The organism is Tamlana carrageenivorans (genome assembly GCF_002893765.1).
In the GTDB taxonomy this organism is placed as follows: Bacteria; Bacteroidota; Bacteroidia; order Flavobacteriales; family Flavobacteriaceae; genus Pseudotamlana; species Pseudotamlana carrageenivorans.
Window position 1 is genome coordinate 2743857 of record NZ_CP025938.1, and the last position, 22486, is coordinate 2766342.

6 protein-coding genes are annotated in these 22486 nt (G+C 36.9%); all 6 read left to right on the forward strand.

The window, feature by feature from the left end; genetic code table 11:
* The first annotated feature begins 96 nt into the window (after window positions 1-96).
* The 6 genes from C1A40_RS12215 (at window position 97) to C1A40_RS12240 (ending at window position 22418) form a co-directional block, all read left to right on the forward strand.
* Complete coding sequence (locus C1A40_RS12215; protein ID WP_102996131.1) at window positions 97-543, forward strand: hypothetical protein; 447 nt, start codon at window positions 97-99, stop codon at window positions 541-543.
* A 360-nt stretch (window positions 544-903) separates the two neighbouring features.
* Window positions 904-2220, forward strand: coding sequence for a hypothetical protein (locus C1A40_RS12220; protein ID WP_102996132.1), 1317 nt, complete (start codon window positions 904-906; stop codon window positions 2218-2220).
* Between the two features lie 220 nt (window positions 2221-2440).
* Window positions 2441-3910 (forward strand): T9SS type B sorting domain-containing protein, encoded by a 1470-nt coding sequence (locus tag C1A40_RS12225; protein WP_102997207.1) that lies wholly within the window; start codon window positions 2441-2443, stop codon window positions 3908-3910.
* A 1-nt stretch (window position 3911) separates the two neighbouring features.
* The gene (locus tag C1A40_RS12230; protein ID WP_102996133.1) at window positions 3912-6785 is read left to right on the forward strand and encodes a PorP/SprF family type IX secretion system membrane protein; all 2874 of its coding nucleotides are present in this window, start codon (window positions 3912-3914) and stop codon (window positions 6783-6785) included.
* A 613-nt stretch (window positions 6786-7398) separates the two neighbouring features.
* Entirely contained in the window at window positions 7399-21402 is a 14004-nt protein-coding gene (locus C1A40_RS12235) for a T9SS type B sorting domain-containing protein (RefSeq protein ID WP_158651354.1), read from the forward strand.
* Between the two features lie 35 nt (window positions 21403-21437).
* Window positions 21438-22418, forward strand: coding sequence for a PorP/SprF family type IX secretion system membrane protein (locus C1A40_RS12240; RefSeq protein WP_102996135.1), 981 nt, complete (start codon window positions 21438-21440; stop codon window positions 22416-22418).
* Window positions 22419-22486 lie beyond the last annotated feature (68 nt).

Here is a 22486-nt window from a genome sequence, read left to right on the forward strand (position 1 = left end):
TTAGAATACGTAAAAAAAAATAAAAAAAGCCGATAAAACGCTTGGTAATTTCGGTTAATTACATAAATTTGTTGCACTAACCCTAAAATCTTTAACATGAGAATTAAATTAATCTTACTAGGTTTTGGCCTATTCCTAGTATCGAGCATTTCTTTTGCTCAAAAGTCTGATGGTCCAAAAAGCATCATTAGTGACAAAGTTAAGATAAAAAAATATCATAATATTGAAGAGTTAGAGCGAATGGCGAAAGGTGAAGTATTAGCACTGTATAGAGAGCGTAACACTGTTCTAACCAGAATATTACCTTATATTGCATTTGCGACAAAACCTGGGGTTACTATGGTTACTTTGGGGATTCCTACAAATAGTGCTAACGTTAAGGCTTTGGATAATCAATTAGAAGCGGCAGATGAGTACGTTAATAGTACAACCTTCTTTTTGAATGAATACTTACCATATGCGGATACTAGAAATTTAATTTCAGGTATTTTGTTTTATGAAGAAATTATGAAGTCATTACATACTTTTAATGAGTATCGTTAATTTATTATTTCATTAAATTATATAAACATTATTTATTAATGCTACCTAAGTTTTAAACTTAGGTAGCATTTCTAGTTTAGAAAAGGTGTTAGACTATAGTTTTACAACTTGTTAATTATTAATTATAAAATAAAAAGTTGGTATTAGTTAATAACTGCGATTTTTTATAAAATTGTGTTTAAAAGAAAAAATGACAAATTTTAAGGTATAAGTGTGTATTTCGTCGATAGTATTTCCTTGAAAACAAACTTATTTTGTGTATTTAGTCGAAATAATTGGTATTTCGTGGGTTTTTTATTAAATTTGATTAATTATTGATCTAAAAATCATACTTTGGTTTTAATCATAAATCTTTTAACTATGAAAAAAATTACCCTTACCGTTTTCATGTTCCTTTTTGTATTTGCAAATGTTGTGGCTCAACAAGAGAAAGGAATTATAGGAAAAGACAACTGGCTTAATAATTGGACAGACTTTCAGTCTAATGGTCAAGATGACCATGTGGAGCCCACTCAGATTTTAACAGGAAACATTACAGAGGATAAACGGTTAGTTAAAAGGCATGTTTATTTATTAGTTGGGAGTATATTCGTTACTAATAATGCTGTGCTAACAATTGAGCCAGGAACTGTGATTATTGGGGATTATGCTAGTAAAGCTTCTTTAACAATTGCTAAAGGTGCAAGCATCGTTGCTAGTGGATTGGAGACAGATCCAATTATTTTTACGTCCAATCGTCGTGTTAAAAAATCTGGTGATTGGGGCGGTGTAATTATTCTTGGTGATGCGGCAACTAATAAATTTGGTAACGGTTCTGTGGCTTCATTTTACACCAGACTTGATCCAGCAAATTATGCGCATACTAATTTTGGTGGTGAAAATCCAAATTCTAACTCAGGACTGCTTAAATATGTAAGAATTGAGTACGCAGGCAGCCGTGTTAAATCGGGTTTGAACTTTAACGGTTTGATGTTGGCTGGAGTAGGAAGGGAGACTGTTTTGGAAAACGTTATGGTTAGTAATTCTGGAGGAAACTCGGTAGAAATTTGGGGAGGCAATGTGGTCTTAAATAAATTTGTGTCTTACAAATCTACTCAAACTGATTATAAATTTAATTATGGTGTTCAAGGTGAGCTAATTAATTCTTTAGCTGTTAGGTCTCCATACGTTTCAAGTAGCAGTGGTGCTAAAAGTTTAGAAGTGGTCGCTTATAGTGAAAGACAGGAAGTAGATTTCTCTAAACCATCAACAGTAGTTAAAGCTCAAAATATTACCGTTTTAAATTCTTCTAAAGATTTAAGAGAGGATATTAGAATGGGTTTAGTGAAAGAAGGTGTGTATGTTGGAGAACACGCATCGCTGGATATGAATAAAAGTGTAATATCCGGATTTAATCCAGCTGTAATTTTTGAAAATAAAATTCAAATTAACCAAGAAAGCTTGGATAAAATAAAATTTACAAATATGTATTTCAATAATTGTAATGGAAACATTTTTGTTGAAAATAATGCAAATAATGAAGATTTAGAAAATTGGTATGGTAACCACGCGTTTTTTAATGTGTATTCAAAAGGTCATGATGCCGAAACTTTTATTGAAATAAACAATCTTAGAAGACCAGATTATAGGTTGCGTATTAATAAAATTATTGCATCAAACGATTCTGATTCAAACTAAAAATCCTTTTTATTATTAATAATAAATGGAAACTATTTAAGATAATTAGAGTAGATAAAACAAACCTGACTAACCCAAATCGTTCTACACATTTTATCTAAAACTTATAGCTTACATCATATAGTTTGTTTAAACAAACTATATGATGTATAAGTCATAACAACGTTTTATTCGTTGCAGTGATGAGTGAGTTTTATGTCTTTTTATGGGAAAACCTCAAATGAAAAATTTCACGCTAGTACATATTGTTACTTTTTTCCTTTTAATTTTTTCTAATGTAGTACAAGGACAAGTTGTTATAACGAAGCCTAATTTAATTGGTTTTAATCAGGCTTGTGCTAGTGATGGATTTAATGAATATAGTATTTCTTTTTCTTTTTCACCAGAAACCGCACTTGGTACATCTAATCAATTTATTTTAGAGCTTTCCGATGCCGAAGGAAGTTTTGCAAACAGTGAGGTTATTTTTACATCTGCAGCCGGAGCTATAGTTTCATCTCCAGCAACCATAACTTTTGCTGTCCCTAAAACGGTCTCTGGCGAATCCTATAAAGTTCGTGTAAAGAGTACGGAACCTGCGGCAACTAGCTCTGGTTCTAATGCATTTCCTGCGTATTATAAATTGCAGGACAGTCCGTTTACAATTAATAATTTAGTAGCGACAGCTAATTTTTGTTCGGGCGGAAGTTATCTTTTAACCATTGATAATCCTGGGGATGAAAATAACGATTCCCCACTGCAATACCCTTCATTAACATATAACTGGTATCGAGAAACGAGTGCAACTACTAAAGAGTTTGTTGCTCATGGTAGTAGTTTAAATGTAACAACCTCAGGGAAATATTTTGTTGAAACTAATTATGGAACCTGTACTTCTAATTCGTATTCTAACCGTGTTACGGTTAACGAAATATCCACAGGCGTTACGGTATCTATCAATTCAAGTTTAGGTAATCCATTCTGTATGAGTGATGGGCCAACGACTTTAACCGCAACTGCTGGCGATAGTTATCAATGGAGTAAGGACGGTTTGCCTATTGATGGCGCAACCGACCAAACTTATATTACCAATAACTCAGGAGATTATGCTGTAAATGTAGATTTAGGAAGCTGTACAGCTACCGCAAACATAATATTGGATAATTCTGGTTTTTCTAGTAGTATTGGCGGTGTTCTTCTAGAGGAGGATAATGTTCTGGAGGATGATGAGTCTATTCTTGTTACCATTACTACAGATGCTTCTAATCCTACTTTTACATGGTATCGCAACGATGCTCAAATTTCAGGAGAAACAAGCAATAGTTTTGTGGTCGATCAATTTGGAAGCTATAAAGTAGTGGTTTCGCAACCGTCGTCTACAGGTAGTTGTGTGGCTTCTACTGAATATTTGTTTACCGTTTCAGGCGGAGAAAACTATTTTCCAGATGTGCCTGAAATACCTAATATTGTTAGCCCTAACGGCGATGGTATAAACGATACTTGGGTAATTCCTAAGGAATATGTTTCTGGGACTAATACAGAAGTCACCATTATAAGTCCACAGGGCAAAACGGTACTTCAAACTAATGATTATTTGAATAATTGGCCCGAGGATGCTATCGATTTTAAAAGTGTTAATCCAGTGTATTATTATATCATAACGACTTCAAACGGAAGTACAAGAAAAGGATCTTTAACAGTAATAAAATAACATGAAAAAGTACCTGCTCTATATTCTGTTGTTTTTCTTCTTCGTACAACAATTTTCTGCACAAGACGATGGTGTTGTGGCTTTAAATATTCCTGTTAGAAATTCTTTAAAATTTAATAGAACTTTTATCCATCCTACTTTTAGTTTTGTAAGAGAAAGTCATCGATATATTTCAATTAACAATAAAAAGGAGTGGGCGCAATTCGACAATGCTCCAGAAACTTTTGTTTTTGGCTATTCAGGAAGATTTAAAGAAAGTATAGGAGCTGGTTTAAGTTTATTTCAACAAAATTATGGTGTATTAACCACCTTTGGAGGCATGGCCAATTTTGCCTATAATATTGTTGTAAATCGTTCTGGGAATTTAACTTTTGGAATGAACCTAGGGTTTTATAGAAGCAGCATTAAAAATGGATCCATCATTTCAAATACTCCAGATCCGTCGTTGAATAACATACCATCAAATTCAATTGTTACTATAAACCCAGGAATCAATTATGGTACAGAGTTTTTCGATTTTGGTGTGTCATTAAACAATATCGTGGCTTACAATTTAACTTCTTCGTCCATGATAGAAGAAAATCCTGAACAAGGAATTCAAGTTCATGGCATGTATACCGGGTATGTGAATACTCGAGGTTATTTTAGAGATAGTAGGTTTTCAGCTTTATTACGATCTGAATTCAAAACCGATCAAACTGTATTTTCTGGAATTGTCATGCTCATGGTACCTAAAGGATTTTGGGGGCAAGCGGGCTACAATAGTTTTTATGGGTTTTCGGCTGGTGTTGGTTTAAATATTACATCACAAATTGCCATAGAATACAATTATGAAAGTGGTCTTGGTGATATTTCTGCTTTAGGAAATTCACATGATATATCATTAGCCTATAGATTCAAGGCCAAAGATCGTTATGATTATTTTGGCGATGAAGAGGAAGATGGATTGTTTATTTCCGAAACTAAAAATAGAAACAAGAGAAAGGTCACTCAAAGTGCAACGCCTAAAAATTTACCAAGAAAATCTGATGCCTTAGAAAAGCAACGTGCAGCTGAAGCAGCAGCAGCGGCAGCTTTTGCTGAAGAACAGAGGGCAGCCGCCGCGGCAGCATTGAATGGAAAAGTGGAAGCAGATCGATTGGCTGAAAAGGCGGAGGCAGAACGCATTGCTGAAGAGAAACGCTTGAAAGAAGAAGCTATTTTAGCAGAGGAAGCACGCTTAAGACAAGAAGAAGAGGGGCGTTTAGCAGAAGCAGCGCGAATAAAAGCAGAGCAGGAAGCTGCCGCTTTAGCTGAAGCCGAACGTTTGAGAAAAGAGGAACAAGCTAGAATAGCCGAAGCAAAACGACTGCAAGAAGAACAAGCCGCTTTAGCCTTAGCCGAAGCAGAGCGTTTAAGACAAGAAGAGGAAGCAGCCCGTTTAGCCGAAGCAGCGCGAATAAAAGCAGAGCAGGAAGCTGCCGCTTTAGCTGAAGCTGAACGTTTGAGAAAAGAGGAACAAGCTAGAATAGCCGAGGCAAAACGATTACAAGAAGAACAAGCCGCTTTAGCCTTAGCCGAAGCAGAGCGTTTAAGACAGGAAGAAGAGGCGCGTTTAGCAGAAGCAGCGCGAATAAAAGCAGAGCAGGAAGCTGCCGCTTTAGCTGAAGCCGAACGTTTGAGAAAAGAGGAACAAGCTAGAATAGCCGAAGCAAAACGACTGCAAGAAGAACAAGCCGCTTTAGCCTTAGCCGAAGCAGAGCGTTTAAGACAAGAAGAGGAAGCAGCCCGTTTAGCCGAAGCAGCGCGAATAAAAGCAGAGCAGGAAGCTGCTGCTTTAGCTGAAGCTGAACGTTTGAGAAAAGAGGAAGAGGCTAGAATAGCTGAAGCAAAACGATTACAAGAAGAGCAAGATGCTTTGGCTTTAACCGAGGCAGAGCGCTTAAGACAAGAAGAAGAAGCTCGTTTAGCAGAAGAAGCCAGATTGAAAGCTCAAAAAGAGGAAGAATTGAAAGCTATCGTACCTACTGATGAAGCTACAAAATTAATGAATGATGTAGCAAGATCGGTCATGGAGTCTAGTAAGGAGCAAAAAGCACTTATTGAAAAATTAAAAGAAAAAGTAGCGCTTAAGCAAAAAGATCTTGACGATTTAATTGAAGAAAACAACTTAAGTGAGCAAGGTATTGTTATGGCCCCGAAAGCTTTTAGAAGTATATCGGCCGAAAATAGAGAATTAGAAGCATTGAAAAATGAAATAGATAATGTTGTTGCTGCTCAAAACAATAAAATTAGACGACTAGATCGAATTTATAAAGAACGTCTTGAAGAAGTTCCAGATCTTAATGATGCAACAAATAAATTCTATAGAAAACGTATTGCAGAATTGAAGGCGGAACAAGTTGAAGTGTTCCAAATTAGAGAAGGTTCTATCTTTAAAATTGAAGAATTAAAAGAAGAAATTAAAGAAGAGCGTAAACGCCGTATTAAACGTGCCCTTTACGATAATGATCAAGAACGATATGAAAAAGATAGAGCTGCGCTTAATGTCATTAGGCAAAATACGCCAGTAAGTTCAGTTCCTTTAACTGCCGAAGATTTTGATTATGGTGAAGAGTTGAGTAACATTCAAATTCTTAAAGGTATTAATAATGTGGAAGAGGGGTATTACCTTGTTGTGGCTGTGCATTCCGATGTAGATAAGCGAGATGAATTCCTTAGAAAAGCTGTTGCGTCAGGGCAAAAGGATATTAACTTCTTCTTCGATTTGAATACGAGTAAATATTACATTTACTATGAAAATTATGATGGGCTTAATAGTGCTCAAAAAGCGTTGTCCAAAAAGGGTACTAAGCCTTTTAATGGTAAAATGTCGCTGGTTAAAATTGAAAAGTAATTTTTATAGTGTAAAAAACTTTTAAGAGTAGAAAGAATCATACTTGTTATATAAGCTTGTCGAAATACAAAATGCAATAGTTAACTATTTCGACAAGCTAAATTTTCTTCTAAATCGGATTTAATTAGTTTTTCATAAAGGCACTTTTTCTAATTAATCTTACAAGGCTAGAGGTTTTATATTTTTAATAAACCATTCCATTTTATATAATTATTTACTTACACGGTCTTTAGAAATCCGTATAAAAGGTGTTATTTCATCGATAAAACGCATTATTTTTAGAAACTCTATGTTTTGTTCCGAAATATTTTCCGATATTTATAACGTTAAAAAACCAAAAAGATAGTTGAACTGCGCGTTTTTAAGTATAGTAAATACTAAAAGAACGTGTAGGTAAGCTTAGTTTTTATTGTGATTTCTTGTGAAATTGTAATATAAACAACCTCAAACTATAACCAACATGAAAAAAACTACTTGCTTGACATTTAGGTCTTTCCTATGTGATATTTTTACGAAGGCTAGTTTTGTAACTCGTAGCATAAAAGATAAAAAAATCACTTTTTTTTTGCTGTTTTTCTTAACATTATTTGGGAATAGTGCATTCTCTCAGGTAATGATACCTTTTACACCAAGGCTTGATGGAGGTAGTATAAAAGTTAAAGGAGATATAAAACTTATAGGTAATAATATTATTACTGGTGGAGAACGCCATAATAATTCTAGCGATGTCTTACCATTACCTTATAATGGTACCGCGATAAACAATAATTATGAAGGTGTATATGTAAATGAAGCTAGTGGTGGCGATCCTTCAATTTTCAGTTCAAGTTCTGCTAATTTAGCTATTAATAACGATTGTAAGCAAATAGTTTGGGCTGGTTTATATTGGTCGGCAGCTTATGGTAACGAATATGCAAATGATAGAAGTGAATATGTAGATGATGATAATTTAAGGGCGCATAATTTTACACAAGTAAAATTTAAGTTGCCAAATTTTACTAATTTTTTAGATATAACAGCAGACGAAACTATTTTTGATGGTTTTGATCCCAATGATCCCGTAGATGGTTCTTTTCCTGACGCTCCTTATACCTGCTTTAAAGATGTAACGGGGCTCATACAAGGTTTAGCAGATGCTGATGGTACTTATACTATTGCGAATCAGCATGCTACTAGAGGACATAAACGTGGTGGATGTTCTGCTGGTTGGACGCTAGTTGTTATTTATGAAAGTCCTTCTTTACCAAGTAAATTTATCTCTGTTTTTGATGGTTTTGCTGGGGTAAGAAATGGGGGGGCTTCAGTAGCGGAGTTCGATGTAAGTGGTTTCCAAACATTACCTAATAATTTACCTGTATACGCAAAAGTAGGCGTGGCTGCACTAGAAGGAGATTACAGTTTATTTGGTGATTCCTTTGAATTTCAAGCAGGAAAAAATAATAGCTATACGGATATTAGTGATGGGTTAAATGATGCCAGTAATTTTTTTAATTCTAGAATTACCGAAGAAGGGGCTTATATGACTAATAGAAACCCGAATAGTGAAAACACAATGGGTTTTGAAGTTAAATCGGTTAATATCCCAAATCCAAACAATTCGATTTTGCCAAATGACGAAACTTCAGGAACTTTTAGGTTAACAACCGAGGGTGATGGGTATGCGGCATTTTTAGCAACCTTTGCCGTTGATATTATTGAGCCTAACATTCGTTTAACAAAAGTCGTTCAAGACGATAAAGGAAATGATATTGGAGGAGAAGTGGTTAATCTTGGAGAACAATTAAATTATGTTATAGGTATTGAAAATATTGGTAACGATGATGCGATAAATTTAACAATCCGAGATATCTTACCTATAAATGTTAATTTTGATAGCGCTTCAGATATTATATCCCTATCAGATGGTATTTCAGTTGTAAGTTACAATCCTGCAACACGTGAAATTATTTTTGCTGTAGAAGATCGTTTAGTAGAAAAAAATAGTGGTCTACTAAGTGAAATTGAATTTAGTGTACAAGTTGTGAACTCATGTGATGAACTGAGTGATGCTTGCTCTAATTTAGTACAAAATCAAGCCTATGCAACTTATACAGGAGAGATTAGTGGGCTTACCATATCTGATGATCCAAGTTACGATGCTATAAATGGATGTTTATTAACGCCTCAATCAACCAACTTTTTAGCAGATATTTCTGGATGTACCTTTACAGAAGAAGTTATATTATGTGGAGAAAACACAACTTTAACAGCTCCAGGAGGCTATGATGCCTATTCTTGGTCTACGAGCTCTACTGGAACACCAGTAATTGGTACAGGACAGACAATTACGGTTGATCAAGTAGGAACTTATTATGTTAATAACACCGCATTAGCGCCATGTCAATCCACTCAAAAAGAATTTAAAGTTGTAACCTTTGGTGCAAATGTACCAAATCCAGTAATTCCTTATGCCGATCAAATTGTTCAGTGTCCTAATGATGGAAAACAGTTACCCTATATTTTCTTATGTGGAGGAAATGGTGGGAAATTTATAGAAACTAGTCTTTCAGATACGACCTCCATAGTTTGGGAAACTTTGGATCCTAATAGTTGCTCTGCCGTAATAAATGAAGCTTGTGCAAATGAAGACCCTAGTTGTAATTGGATTGAAGCAGGGACAGGTCCTAATTTTATGGCTGATACGGCAGGTGAATACAGACTGACAATTAACTATCCCGGAGGTTGTTTTAACCGTTTCTATTTTAATGTTTATACCAATCTTTTAAACCCTTCTCATACTATACAAAATATTATTTGTAACACACAAGGACAAATAACAGTAAATGATGTGCCTTCCGGGTATGAGTATAGTTTAGATAATAGTTCTTGGCAAGACGAAAATGACTTCACTATTCCTACTGCCGGACTTTATACTGTATACATCCGTCAGAAAGATGTTTCTCCTAACCCATGTGTTTTCACTATTCCTAACATTCAAATAAGTGAGTTAGATCCGCAATTGGTTATTACAGATAATCAACCGTTGTGTCATAATGAACAAGGAAGTATTAGACTTTCAGTAAACGATGCTGAAGCTCAATATACATATACAATTTCACAAGGAGGAACCGTTGTAAGTACGGTAGGTCCAATTACAGAAAGAACGTATTTATTTGATAACCTTAATACAGGTGTTTATGATGTTCAGGCCTCCACAGATGATGGTTGTGTACTTTCAGAAACTGTAGAATTAATTAATCCAACGCCACTAACAGCCACAGCTAATGTTACTAATATAACTTGTGTAGATGGAGAAATTGAAGTTATTCCCGCTGGAGGAACCGCGCCGTATTACTATTATATTAATAGTACAACAGATTTTCAAACAACAGGCACGGTTATCGTAGATACCCCTGGAGTATATGATATTACAGTTTTAGATATTAATAACTGTAGTGTTGATATAACTGTTCTCGTAGATCAATTGGACGAACCAGTATTTACGGTTTCTGGAACAGATGTAAATTGTTATGGTGCTGTTTCTGGACAAATTGATTTTAATGTCACTAATGCCAATGGTTATACTATTGAATATAGTATAGACAATGGCACAACCTATTCGTCTAATCCAACCTTTTCTAATTTAGATACAGGTACCTATACAACCATGATTAGGTATACCTTAAATGGTGTTGAATGTTTTAGTACGCCTCAAGATATTATTATTGATGGTCCTGGTGATGCGTTAACAGCTTCTGCAGGAGTGTCAAAATTAGCAGGATGTGGCGTTAATGGAGAAGGCACTGTTCGAATTACGAACCCTCAAGGTGGTGTGCCGCCTTATGAGTATAGTTTTGACAATCAGGCGACTTGGGTGACTTCTAATCAAGCCGAAGTATTCCCGGGTACGTATACCTTGTACATTAGAGATAGTAGTGGGTGTGTTTTTTCTATGCCCGGTGTTGTTTTAGATCCAGAACCAACGCCACCAACCATTGATGATAATGTAGATTCCGTGTATAATTGTGATGGTACTGCAAACGCAACGGTAAATGTAACCAATACAGGAGGGGCTAATTTCGAATACACCTACTTATTAAATGGTGTTGAAAATACAAACACTGCCGATCCTACAACCTTCCTTAATGTACCACAAGGTTCGCATACAGTTAGTGTTACCTATAAATTAGTTGATGCTCCAACCTATAGTAATTTACTTTTAGAAACTTTTGGTTCTGGTGATGACACCACTTCTCCAGGGATTAATACAGCTTTCTATTGTTTTGAACGTCAAATTAACGATAGCAGCATTTGGTGTCGTGGTAGTATTAGAATTAATGATGGTGATTATACGGTAACTGCCCATATTGTTCGACCATATAGAGATTGGAGTCAACCGGGCGATCATACCTCAAATAATGCAGATCCTAAAGGCCGTGCCTTGGTTGTAAATGTTGGTGATCAATTACCCGAAGAAGATGTGCTTTATCGTAAAACGATTAATGATATCATCCCAAATCAACCTATTAATTTTGAACTTTTTGTATATAATTTAATGCAAAGTCACACTACCAAATTTGATCCAAATTTAACGGTAGCTTTAGTAGATGCTTCAGGGAAAGAGATTTCAAGTTTTGCAACTGGGAACGTTCCAAAATCTGAGCAGTGGGAGAATTATCCTAAAACACCAATAACCTTAAACCCAGGGAATAACACGACATTAGAATTCTTAGTGCGTTCTACGGTGCGACAAACTAGTGGTAACGATGTAGCCATAGATGATATTAGAGTGTATCAATTACCAGAGAGCTGTATTGATCGCGTAGACTTCCCTATTATTATAGAAGCAGAAAAAGCTTTTACAGCCGATGTTGTAAGTGCCAGCGATGTAGATTGTTTTGGTGCAAACAATGGTGAAATACAAATTACAGCTAGTAATTTCGATGCGACTAATGGCTATCAATATTCTATTAATGGGGGGACTACTTGGAATACCGTAACCACATCTCCTTATAGCATTACAGGTTTAGGACCAAACACCTACGATGTTCAAATTCGTTACGATGCGACTTCAACAGGCTGCGAATTTTCTTTTACACAAGCCATTACAGAACCAGCAGCAATAGCTCTTAATTTAGACGCAACACCTATTACCTGTGTTCAAAATTCAACAGTAACAGCTACAACTACAGGAGGAACAGCACCGTTTACATATGAGTTATATGATGCTACAGGAACAACTCTAATTAATACTTTCCCAATAAGTGGTGTTTTAACCGATGTTCCAGAAGGTAATTATCTTGTACGTGTAACCGATGCAAACGGCTGTACCAATGGTACTGGTGAACCGCTTACTTTAACAGGAGCAACCGCACCAAAGGCAAGTCTTATTAATGTAGATTATTGCTACGATGCCACAACAACTGGGGCAACTTTAGAAGTTCAAGTTGATGCTTCTACTGGTTTAGCACCATACCAATTCAGTATTCAAAGAAATTCAGGAACGCCAACTCCTTTCGATGGAAACCATATTTTTAATAACCTAACTCCAGGTTCTTATGTTATAACCGTAAGAGATGCCAACGGTTGTGAGTTTACTTTACCAGCTGAAACCATAGCACCTCAAGTACAAATTACAGCACAATTGGATAAAGGTTTAGATTGTTCTGCATTGCCTGAAGCTCAAATTTCAGGAACCATTTCTAACGGATATGCACCTTATACTTATGCCGTTTCTATTGATGGTGCCGCTTATGCTGATTTAGGAACTATTGCAACTTCGGGAACAACTTATAATTATACTACAACTACAGCAGGAACTTACCAATTCCAAGTTACCGACGCTAACGGTTGTACCGCTTTATCTACCGAAATACTTGTAAATGATAAACTAATTCCAACAATTTCAACCAATACTATTAATCCAGCATGTAACGGAGAAACTAATGGTTCTGTAGAAATTAAAGTCTCTGGAGGAGAAGCGCCGTTTACCTATAGTTTTAATAGTAGTATATTTACATCTACTACAACCTATACAGGATTAGGAGATGGTACTTATAATTATACTGTAAGAGATGCTTTAGGTTGTGAGTTTACAGGTAGCGAAACTTTAACCGAACCATCAGCTTTAGTAGTTTCTGCGAATGCAACAAATTTAAGTTGTGATGCTTCAAATGTCGAGCAAGCCGCAGTGGTTACTATAGATGAACCAACTACGGGTACTTCACCTTATCAATATAGTTTTGATGGCACGAATTTTAGTAGCACGCGCACATTAAATGTTTATGATAACGGTTCGGTACAAAGTATAAACTATTCTGTTCAAGATGCTAATGGTTGTACAGCTACTGGTTCACTAACTATCGACCCCTTAGATTCTCCAACCGATTTAGATTTTGCTTCAAGCGCCGTAACTTGTAACGCACCAGCGACTGATGTTACCGTGACTTCTACAGGAGGTGTAGGCACATTAACGTATGAGATTACCGACCCAACTTCAGCAGTGACTTCTAATACCGATGGGAACTTTACAGGATTAGCGGCAGGAACTTATGTTTTTAAAGTAACTGATGCTAATGGTTGTTCATATATAGAATCTTATACGATAGGTGCAGTAACTCCTATTGCTCTTATTGCAAGAAAACAAAGTGATGTATTATGCCAAGGAGATGCCACTGGAGCTATAGAATTAGAGGTTTCTGGTTTTTCAGGAACATATAGTTATACAGTGAATAGTGGTCCTGCTATAACCGGACAATCGGCATCTAGCATCCCTCTTAATGGTTTAGTCGCAGGTACTTATAATATTGAAGTGGAAGATGAAATAACAGGATGTTTAAGTAACGATACGGTTACTATTGTAGAACCAACAGCATTAAGTTTAGATTCGGCTACAGGAACCAATGTATTTTGTAATGAAGATTCTTCACAAATAACTGTAGTAGCATCTGGAGGAACACCAAATTACGGTTATGCAGCAGTAATTAGTGGATCTACGGCGCCAACAACCTTTGGTTCGAGTGACGTAGTGATTGTTGATACCAATTCGGGAACCGAATTAGTTTGGGATGTATATGTTGAGGATAACAATGGTTGTACCGTATTTACTAAAGTAACCTTAACTGCCGATCCATTACCAACGGTGATTATTCCTGGTTTAGCACCAAATCAATGTACGGCAACAAGTGGATTTACCTTTGATGCAACAGGAACAGGGGTTGCTCCATTAACGTATAGTATAGATGGTGGTATAAGTTATCAATCAAGCCCTACGTTTACTATAAATACCCCTGGAACATATAGCGTTAGAGTAAAAGATGCTAACGGATGTACAGCAGATAGTGGCGATATAAATATTTACGAACCACTTACTGGTTCTGCCATTTTAACCAAAGATTTAACGTGTAGTACACCACAAGAAGCTACAATTGAATTATCAGTATCTGGAGGAAATACTAGTACGGCTTATGCATATCAAGTGGCATTTAACGGTGGAACGTATAATAATATTACTGCGACGTCACCATATTCAATAAGTGTGGATGGGACCTACCAATTTAAGTTTATAGATGCTAATGGCTGTGAAGTTGAAACTGCTGAGATTACGGTTAATCCAGCGATTAATCCGGATATTACAAGTGTCACTCAAACACAATTTATAAATTGTAATGGTGAAGAAACTGCAGCTATCGATATCGTTCATGATCCATCGTTAGGTGAAGCACCATTTGTTTTTAATGTTGAAAATACAACAACAGGAACAGGTTATGGTACCCAAACTTCAGGTTTAGCAGCAGGTGATTATGTTGTTACTATTACTGATGCTAAAGGATGTACCGATACAGAAACTATTACGATAAATCAACCAGATCCACTCGTATTAACTCATGATACCACGCCTGTTAGATGTACGGTTGACGGAACAGGAACAACGGTTTCTTTGGGCGAGGTAATTATTGATGCGGTAACCGGGGGTACAGGTCTATATACCTATCATGTAAGGGGTAACGGTTACGATAATTCTATTCCAGGTCAAGATGGATCAACTCAAGTTTTCGAAGTTGTTGATTTTGGATTATATGAAATTATAATTACAGATGATAATGGTTGTTCAATTTTAACTCAAGACGTTCTAGTGGCTTCTCCGCCAGACGATTTAGATATAACTATTGATGCCGTAGCGAGTAGTTGTGCTGCCGGTGCGACTATAGATGTTGGTATTGGAACCGCTACAACAATCACAGGTACAGGACCTTTCTATTTTGCAATTTACACAGGACCAGGAATGACTTGGGATGGTGTTGTCGGAGGGTCAGCTGATTGGATACAAGGAACAGGTATTCCTGCTTCAGCTCAGTTCACAGGCTTAATTTCAGGGATAACTTATACTTTCGTAGTTTATGATTCTCTGACTGGTTGTTACTATTATGAGTCTGCTGATGCTCCTACACCTACAGATTCAACGTTGGCAATTGATAACCTAGCTCCAAACAACATCACTTGTACAGGTAATGCAGATGGAAGTGTGAGTTTCGAAATTACAAGTGCATATGGTATAGATACACCGGTGACCTATCAAATTAAAGATGCTTTATCTTTAGATGATATAGGTCCTTTAGTATCAGATGTTGTCCCTGCAGGTGCTTCATTATCAGTTACAAATGCTGGACCTTTAGATGTTGGGAACTATATTGTTGTTGTAGAGGAGGCTGCAGGTGCACCTAATGCAGGATGTAGCGTAGTGACCGTGCCGTTTAATATCACCGAATCTGCTATCTTACTTAATATTACAGCGTCTTCAACAAGAAACGAAAACTGTAATGAGCTAGGTTTAATTTCGGGCATAGCTAAAGATGGTACTGGGCCTTATGAATATATGGTTTTACCAGAATCAGATCCTGCTCCAGTGGCTTCTACTACAGGATGGGATGCTGCAACTACTTACGAGCGTGCAGCAGGAGATTATACGGTTTATGTAAAAGATGCTTATGGTTGTATTAAGGAAGCCGATGTTACTGTAGTTAAAGATCCTGAACCAACTTTTGATTCAACGATTCCATTACAATGTTTTGACGGATCAACACCTATAGTAGTAGATTTATCAATGTATACTACTGGTACCATCACACCTTTAACATTCAGTATGGGAACAGGTGGGGTAGCAGGTGCTTATACAACAACTTCTAGTTTCTCTATTTCTGCAGCAGGAACTTATGATTTCTTCATTAAAGATGGGAATGGTTGTGTCGCAACAACGACTTATGTGGTAAACCCACCATTATTATTAGATGCAACTATTACTAAAGAGATAGATTGTACAGGAACACCAAATGCTGAAATTACATTAACAGCAACTGGTGGTGACACTTCTAGTACTTATGTATATGAAGTAAGTACGAACGGCGGTTTAAGTTATATGCCTGCAAGCAACCCATACTCGGCAGGAGTAGGCTCTTACATATTTAGAGTAACCGATGCGCAAGCACCACCAAATGCGTGTCAAGCGACATCGCAAACAGTTGTTGTCGTTGATGCAGTAGAGCCAACACTAGAGGAAACCCACACCCATGTAAGTTGTCATGGAGGTTCGGATGGTAGTATTGTTGTTACAGCAACCGCAGGCGTAGCACCGTTTGAATTTGGTATAGACGATGGTTCTGGTGGAGGCATTGTTTATCAAGGAAATAATAACCAGTTTCCAGGATTGAAAGAAGGAACTTATAATGTATATGTACGCGATAGTAAAAACTGTGTTTCTTTATCAGAAACTGTTACTATTACAGAGCCAACACCAGTAGGTGGCTCAGGCGTATTAACACAAGCACTTTCTTGTGGTGTTGGTAATGTAACCCAAGGTGCCACAGTTACTTTTACTGGCTCGGGAGGAACAGCACCATATACTTTTAGTTTTGATGGTGGAGTTAATTATTCATCAGACAATATTTTTGAAACAAATATCCCTGGAACAGTTACGGCTTGGGTAAGAGATGCTAATGGTTGTGATATGCTTACCCAAATTGATGTTGTAGTACCAGCAATAACTCCACCAACAGATTTAGATTTCGTGGCAACAACCGTAACCTGTAACACAGGAGAATTAACTTCAGATGTGACATTAACACCAAATGCAAGTGCTATTGCGCCATTCGATTATAATATTATTTACCCAACAGCTGTTGCTGGTGGGGTGGATGTGCCAGCGGATTATACATTTACAGGTTTAGCTCCAGATACCTACACATTTGAAGTAGTTGATGCCAATGGCTGTAACTACATCGAAACCTTTACAGTTGACCCTGCGGTTAATATTAACCTAGCACTTTCTGGCTCTAACGATGTATCGTGTTTCAATGGAACTAATGGTGAAGCGGTATTTACAGTTGGGAACCATTCGGGTGCTTACACGGCAACCTTAACATTAGGCACTGGAACGGTATCAAGCATGACTCCAACTACCGACCAAGTAACTGTTTCAGGTTTAGCAGCAGGTTCATATACTTTAGAAGTAGTAGATACAAATACAGGCTGTACGGCTACTGCCAATGTTACTATTGCGGAACCAACTGCTTTAGTATTAGCTGAAATATCAAATATTAATGCAAATTGTAATTTTGGAGCACAAGTAACTGTAAAAGCTACAGCAGGAACACCAAATTATAATTATGCCTTTGTAGAGGACGGTGTTATGCCAGTGGATACTGATTATAATACTAGAGCTAGTGCTGTTTTAGACCCAGCTATAAATACAGATTGGGATGTTTGGGCAAAAGACCTAAACGGTTGTACGACTCAAATTGATGTACAAATAGCTACAGATCCATTACCTACAGTATCAGTGCCATCCGATGCAGTTTGTACAGGAACAACTTCAGGTTTTGAGTTTACAGCTACAGGCACTGGCGTTGGTACTTTAGAGTACAGTATTAATGGAGGTGCTTCCTATCAAAATAACCCAACATTCACAGGGTTAATACCTGGCAATTATTTTGTAACGATTAAAGATGGCAATGGTTGCGAGGCTACAAGTCCTACATCAATTACAGTACATCCTGCTTTAGACGTATTACCAGAAGTGACAGTATTACCATCTTGTGCTAATAACGATGGTGCAATTGCAGTTACAGGATCTGGTGGTTCAGGAAATTATATGTATAGCTTAAATGGTGGTACACCGCAAGCATCAAGTGTATTTACAGGTTTATCGGCTTCAACATTGTATACCGTTAGAATAATTGATACTGTAACAAATTGTACAAATGATGCTACTATTACTTTAGAGGCACCAACAGCTGTAACTTTAGATGCTCCAGTAGTAACACCTACAAGTTGTAACGGCGGTAAAGATGGTACGATAACTGTAAATTTAGCTGCAGGGAATGATAACCCTATTTACATGTATGAAATCACTGTAGGTCCAATGCTAGTAGCTGCACAGTCTTCAAATATATTCTCAGAATTAGAAGCAGGAACTTATACCGTTACTGTAACTTCAGGAAGAAACTGTGTTGCAACACAAAGTGTTACTGTTACTCAGCCAGATGAAATTAATGTTCCAACAGTTAACGTTGTAGGGTATACATGTATTTCTGATACTAATACATCAGAATATGCTACCATAACAATTGATGAAGCAGCAATTACAGGTGGTTCTGGAAACTATGCAATTTATGAGTTTGTTAGAAACAGCATGGTAGTGCAACGTTCTCCTAGAAATGTTTATACCGAAACGGATTTATTAGGAGGTGCTTATGACATCAATGTTTACGATGACAAAGGATGTTTAGGGACTGTTTCAACCACAATCAATCCTTTTATTTCTATAGAAGATTTAACCATTACGGTGAATGATGCCATTACGTGTACCTCACTAGAAGAAATTCAAGTGGCTGTTACGGCAACTGGTGGAACACCTAACTTAGAATATACAGTAGAACAGGTTGAAGGTGATGGTACACCAACTCCAGGTGGTTATTCAGCTACTAATACTACGGGACTGTTTATCGGCTTAGATATAGCAAACTACTTAGTGACGGTTCAAAATTTAGACACTAATTGTTTCTTGAGAAAGTTCCACTATGTAAGTGATCCAAATACATTCGATTTAACTATTGATAATGTAGTTGATTTGACTTGTTTCGGTGGAAGCGATGGAGCTGTAAATGTTACTTTTATTGATCGTGTACCTACACCAACCGATGAGGCGGGAGCATTTACTTACAGTATTGTTGATGCTTTAGGAAACCCTGTATCTACGGGTAACGTGGCGAGCGCTGGTCCTGAAACACTTTCAGGATTGGAAGCTGGAACTTATACGATTACAGCTACTTTAACTAACCGACCAGAATGTGAAGTCAGTAAAGCCTTCACGATTACAGGTCCAACAGCAGCATTGACAGCATTAGAAACACATACAGAAATTACATGTGATTTAGCTAATGGTGCCATTTATGCAAGTGCGACTGGTGGTTGGCCAGGTGGTTACGAATATCAATTAGAAAAAGTAGGAGGTACGGCAACGGCCTTTGGTTCTACATTTAATTTTACTGGCTTAGATGCAGGTGATTATAATGTAAATGTTAGAGATTCTAGTGGTTGTGTTGCTACAACTCTAGTAACGCTTGTTGATCCTACGCCAATAGCCATAACGGCAGAACTAGATCTTGCTTCAGCTTTACTATGTTATGGTGATGCTACAGGAATTATAAACGTTACAAGTACTACTGGCGGACAAGGTTCAAATTATACTTACGTATTGAATAGAGTTGGTCCTACAGCAAGTCAAACGGGTCCGCAAACCGGAACAAGCTTTACAGGCTTAACTGCAGGTATATATAATGTAACGGTTAAAGATGGTTGGAACTGTACGGCGACTTCAGCAGATATTACGATTATTCAGCCAACAACCATTCAAAGTAATTTAGTGATTACCAATACTCAAACATGTGCGCCTAATTCAACAACGCTAAGGTTATCTGCCACTGGCGGTACAGCGCCTTATGTTTATAGTGTTGATGATACTTTTGCAACGGTAGTTCCTTTTACTTCAACAGTAGATATCCAAGTAGATCCAGGAACATACCAGTACTATATTAGAGATGCTAATGGTTGTGCTACTGGACTTTCAAATGAAGTGAAAATTGATCCGTTAGTACCATTAACTGTAGCTATTGATGCGACTAATGCCGACATTAATTGTTATGGTGATAATACAGGAGTTATTGTTGCTAAAGCTCAAGGTGGTTTAGGAAACTACACCTATACATTACAAGATACCTCTGGAAACGATATCACACCTGTTGTACAAGATAGTCCTGGTGTATTTACCGAACTTGTTGCGGGCGATTACCAAGTTTATGTTACTAGCGGTGTAGACTGTGAGGTAACATCGGTACCAGTTACTATTAGTGAGCCAAGTGCTCCGTTAACAGCGCCTTATGCGATTTCAGATGTTGGATGTGCTGGCGGTAACGATGGTAGTATCGAAATTGTGGGAACTGGTGGTACTGGTGTGATTAAATATGCGATTTCACCACAGTTAAATCAATTCTTTGAAACTGGACTATTTGAAAACCTATCTAAAGGAAACTACCAAGTGGTTGTTCAAGATGAAGCAGGTTGTTTCGAGGTAATCGACTTTAGTATTGGCGAGCCTACACCGGTTATTCTTACTGAAATTCCAACCTCTATTATTCCTGAAATTTGTTCGGGAGATTTAAGTGGTGCGTTTAGTGTTAATATAACTGGAGGTACAGCGCCATATAGCGTAACCTTAGATGATATTAATGGAAACTATGTAACAGGAACTTTAACACAAACACAATTTGATTTCACAGGACTTACCGGAGGAAATCATACAGTTTATGTGGTGGATGCTCAAGGCTGTGATTCGGAATGGGAGATTGATTTCCCAGAGTCTGTTCACTTAGATCCAACAGTGATTGTTGAATACGATTGTTTAAATAATACGTCTACCAACCGCGTGATTGTTACCGTAGATGATAGTGTTCAAGATTTAAGTTTAGTTGAATACTCACTTAATGGAGGTCCTTTCCAAGCTAGTAATATTTTTATCGATGTTCCTGGTGGTTTCGATCAATTTGTTGATGTTAGACATGCAAATGGTTGTATTAAGCAAACCAGATTATTCGATGTCGATCATATAACACAGTTGGAAGTGCTCCTAGATGATGGTGATTTAAATCAAATTGTTGTTACGGCAACAGGAGGTGTTGAACCTTATGAGTACTCATTAAACGGTGGTCCTTTTAGTAGTACCGATAAATTCTTAATCTACGAGTCTGGTGACTATACGGTTACTGTACGTGATGTATACGGTTGTGAGGCTTCAGCAACACGCTATTTCGAATTTATTGATGTATGTATACCTAATTACTTCACACCTAACAACGATGGTAATTTAGACGGATGGGGTCCAGGTTGTGCAACACAATACAAAGATCTAACCGTGCAAGTTTTCGATCGTTACGGTCGTAAACTAGCCGAATTAAAAGTAAATGAGAAATGGGATGGTAATTATGAAGGTAAAGAGTTACCTACTGGAGATTACTGGTATGTTATTAACCTTAATGACCCTATTTACGATAGAGATTTTGTAGGACACTTTACGCTTTATAGGTAGAATATTTAGAAGCAATAACCGCTGAAATTAAAATTATGCAAATAAGAAAATTTATTATATATCTAGTACTCATGGTCGTAGTTAAAAGCTATGGCCAAGAGTTAAATTTACCTGTATTTACACAGTATTTAGCAGATAATAATTTCGTGATATCTCCAACCTATGCCGGTATTGGTGATAATGTTAAGCTTAGATTTAATGGTTTAACCCAGTGGGTAGGAATTGAAAATGCGCCAGATAACCAGGCGTTTTATGGGGATATTAGAATTGCCGATAGAACGGGAGTAGGGTTAACTTTGTATAACGATAGAAATGGAAATACACTCCAGTCGGGTTTAAAAATTTCTTTTGCACACCATATTATATTGGATTATTATTCAAAGCAATATTTGTCCTTTGGTTTATCGTATAATATGAATAGTTTTAAGCTAAATGTGAATAATTTTGATGGCGGTTATGAAAATCCGATATTGGATGCCTTTGTTTCCGACGATCGCCGAACTACTAATCATAACTTCGATGTAGGATTGCTTTATAGAAATAAAGGGTATTTTTTAAGTTTTAATGCTAACAACATTTTACCCAAAGATATCGATGAAGCCATCCGTACTTTAGAGCCTAACTTATTACTTAATTATCAGATCTATTCAGGGATTACTTTAGGAAGAAAATACGGGAGGATAGAATATGAACCTTCTGTGTTTTACCAAATGTTTAGCTCGGATAAACGATCTAGTACCGATGTGAACTTTAAAGTTAGAGCCTATAACAGAAAAGAAGATTACATTTGGGGTGGTGTGTCGTACCGCTTCTTAAACGATCAGTTTTTAAATCCGCTTAGTATCGGACCCATGGCAGGTTTTCAAAAAGGGATGTTTTACTTTGGATATGCCTATCAAGTAACTACAAATGATATTGGCGCATACAACTCCGGAACGCACTTAGTAACTATAGGTTTAAACTTCTTGCAAGGTATTAGTAACTGTCCGTGTACACAAAGCCCGATTCATTATTAATTCTAAAGCTTCTATGTGGCACTAAAAACAAAAAAGCAGATATTTACGACTCATTATCTTATTCAGTA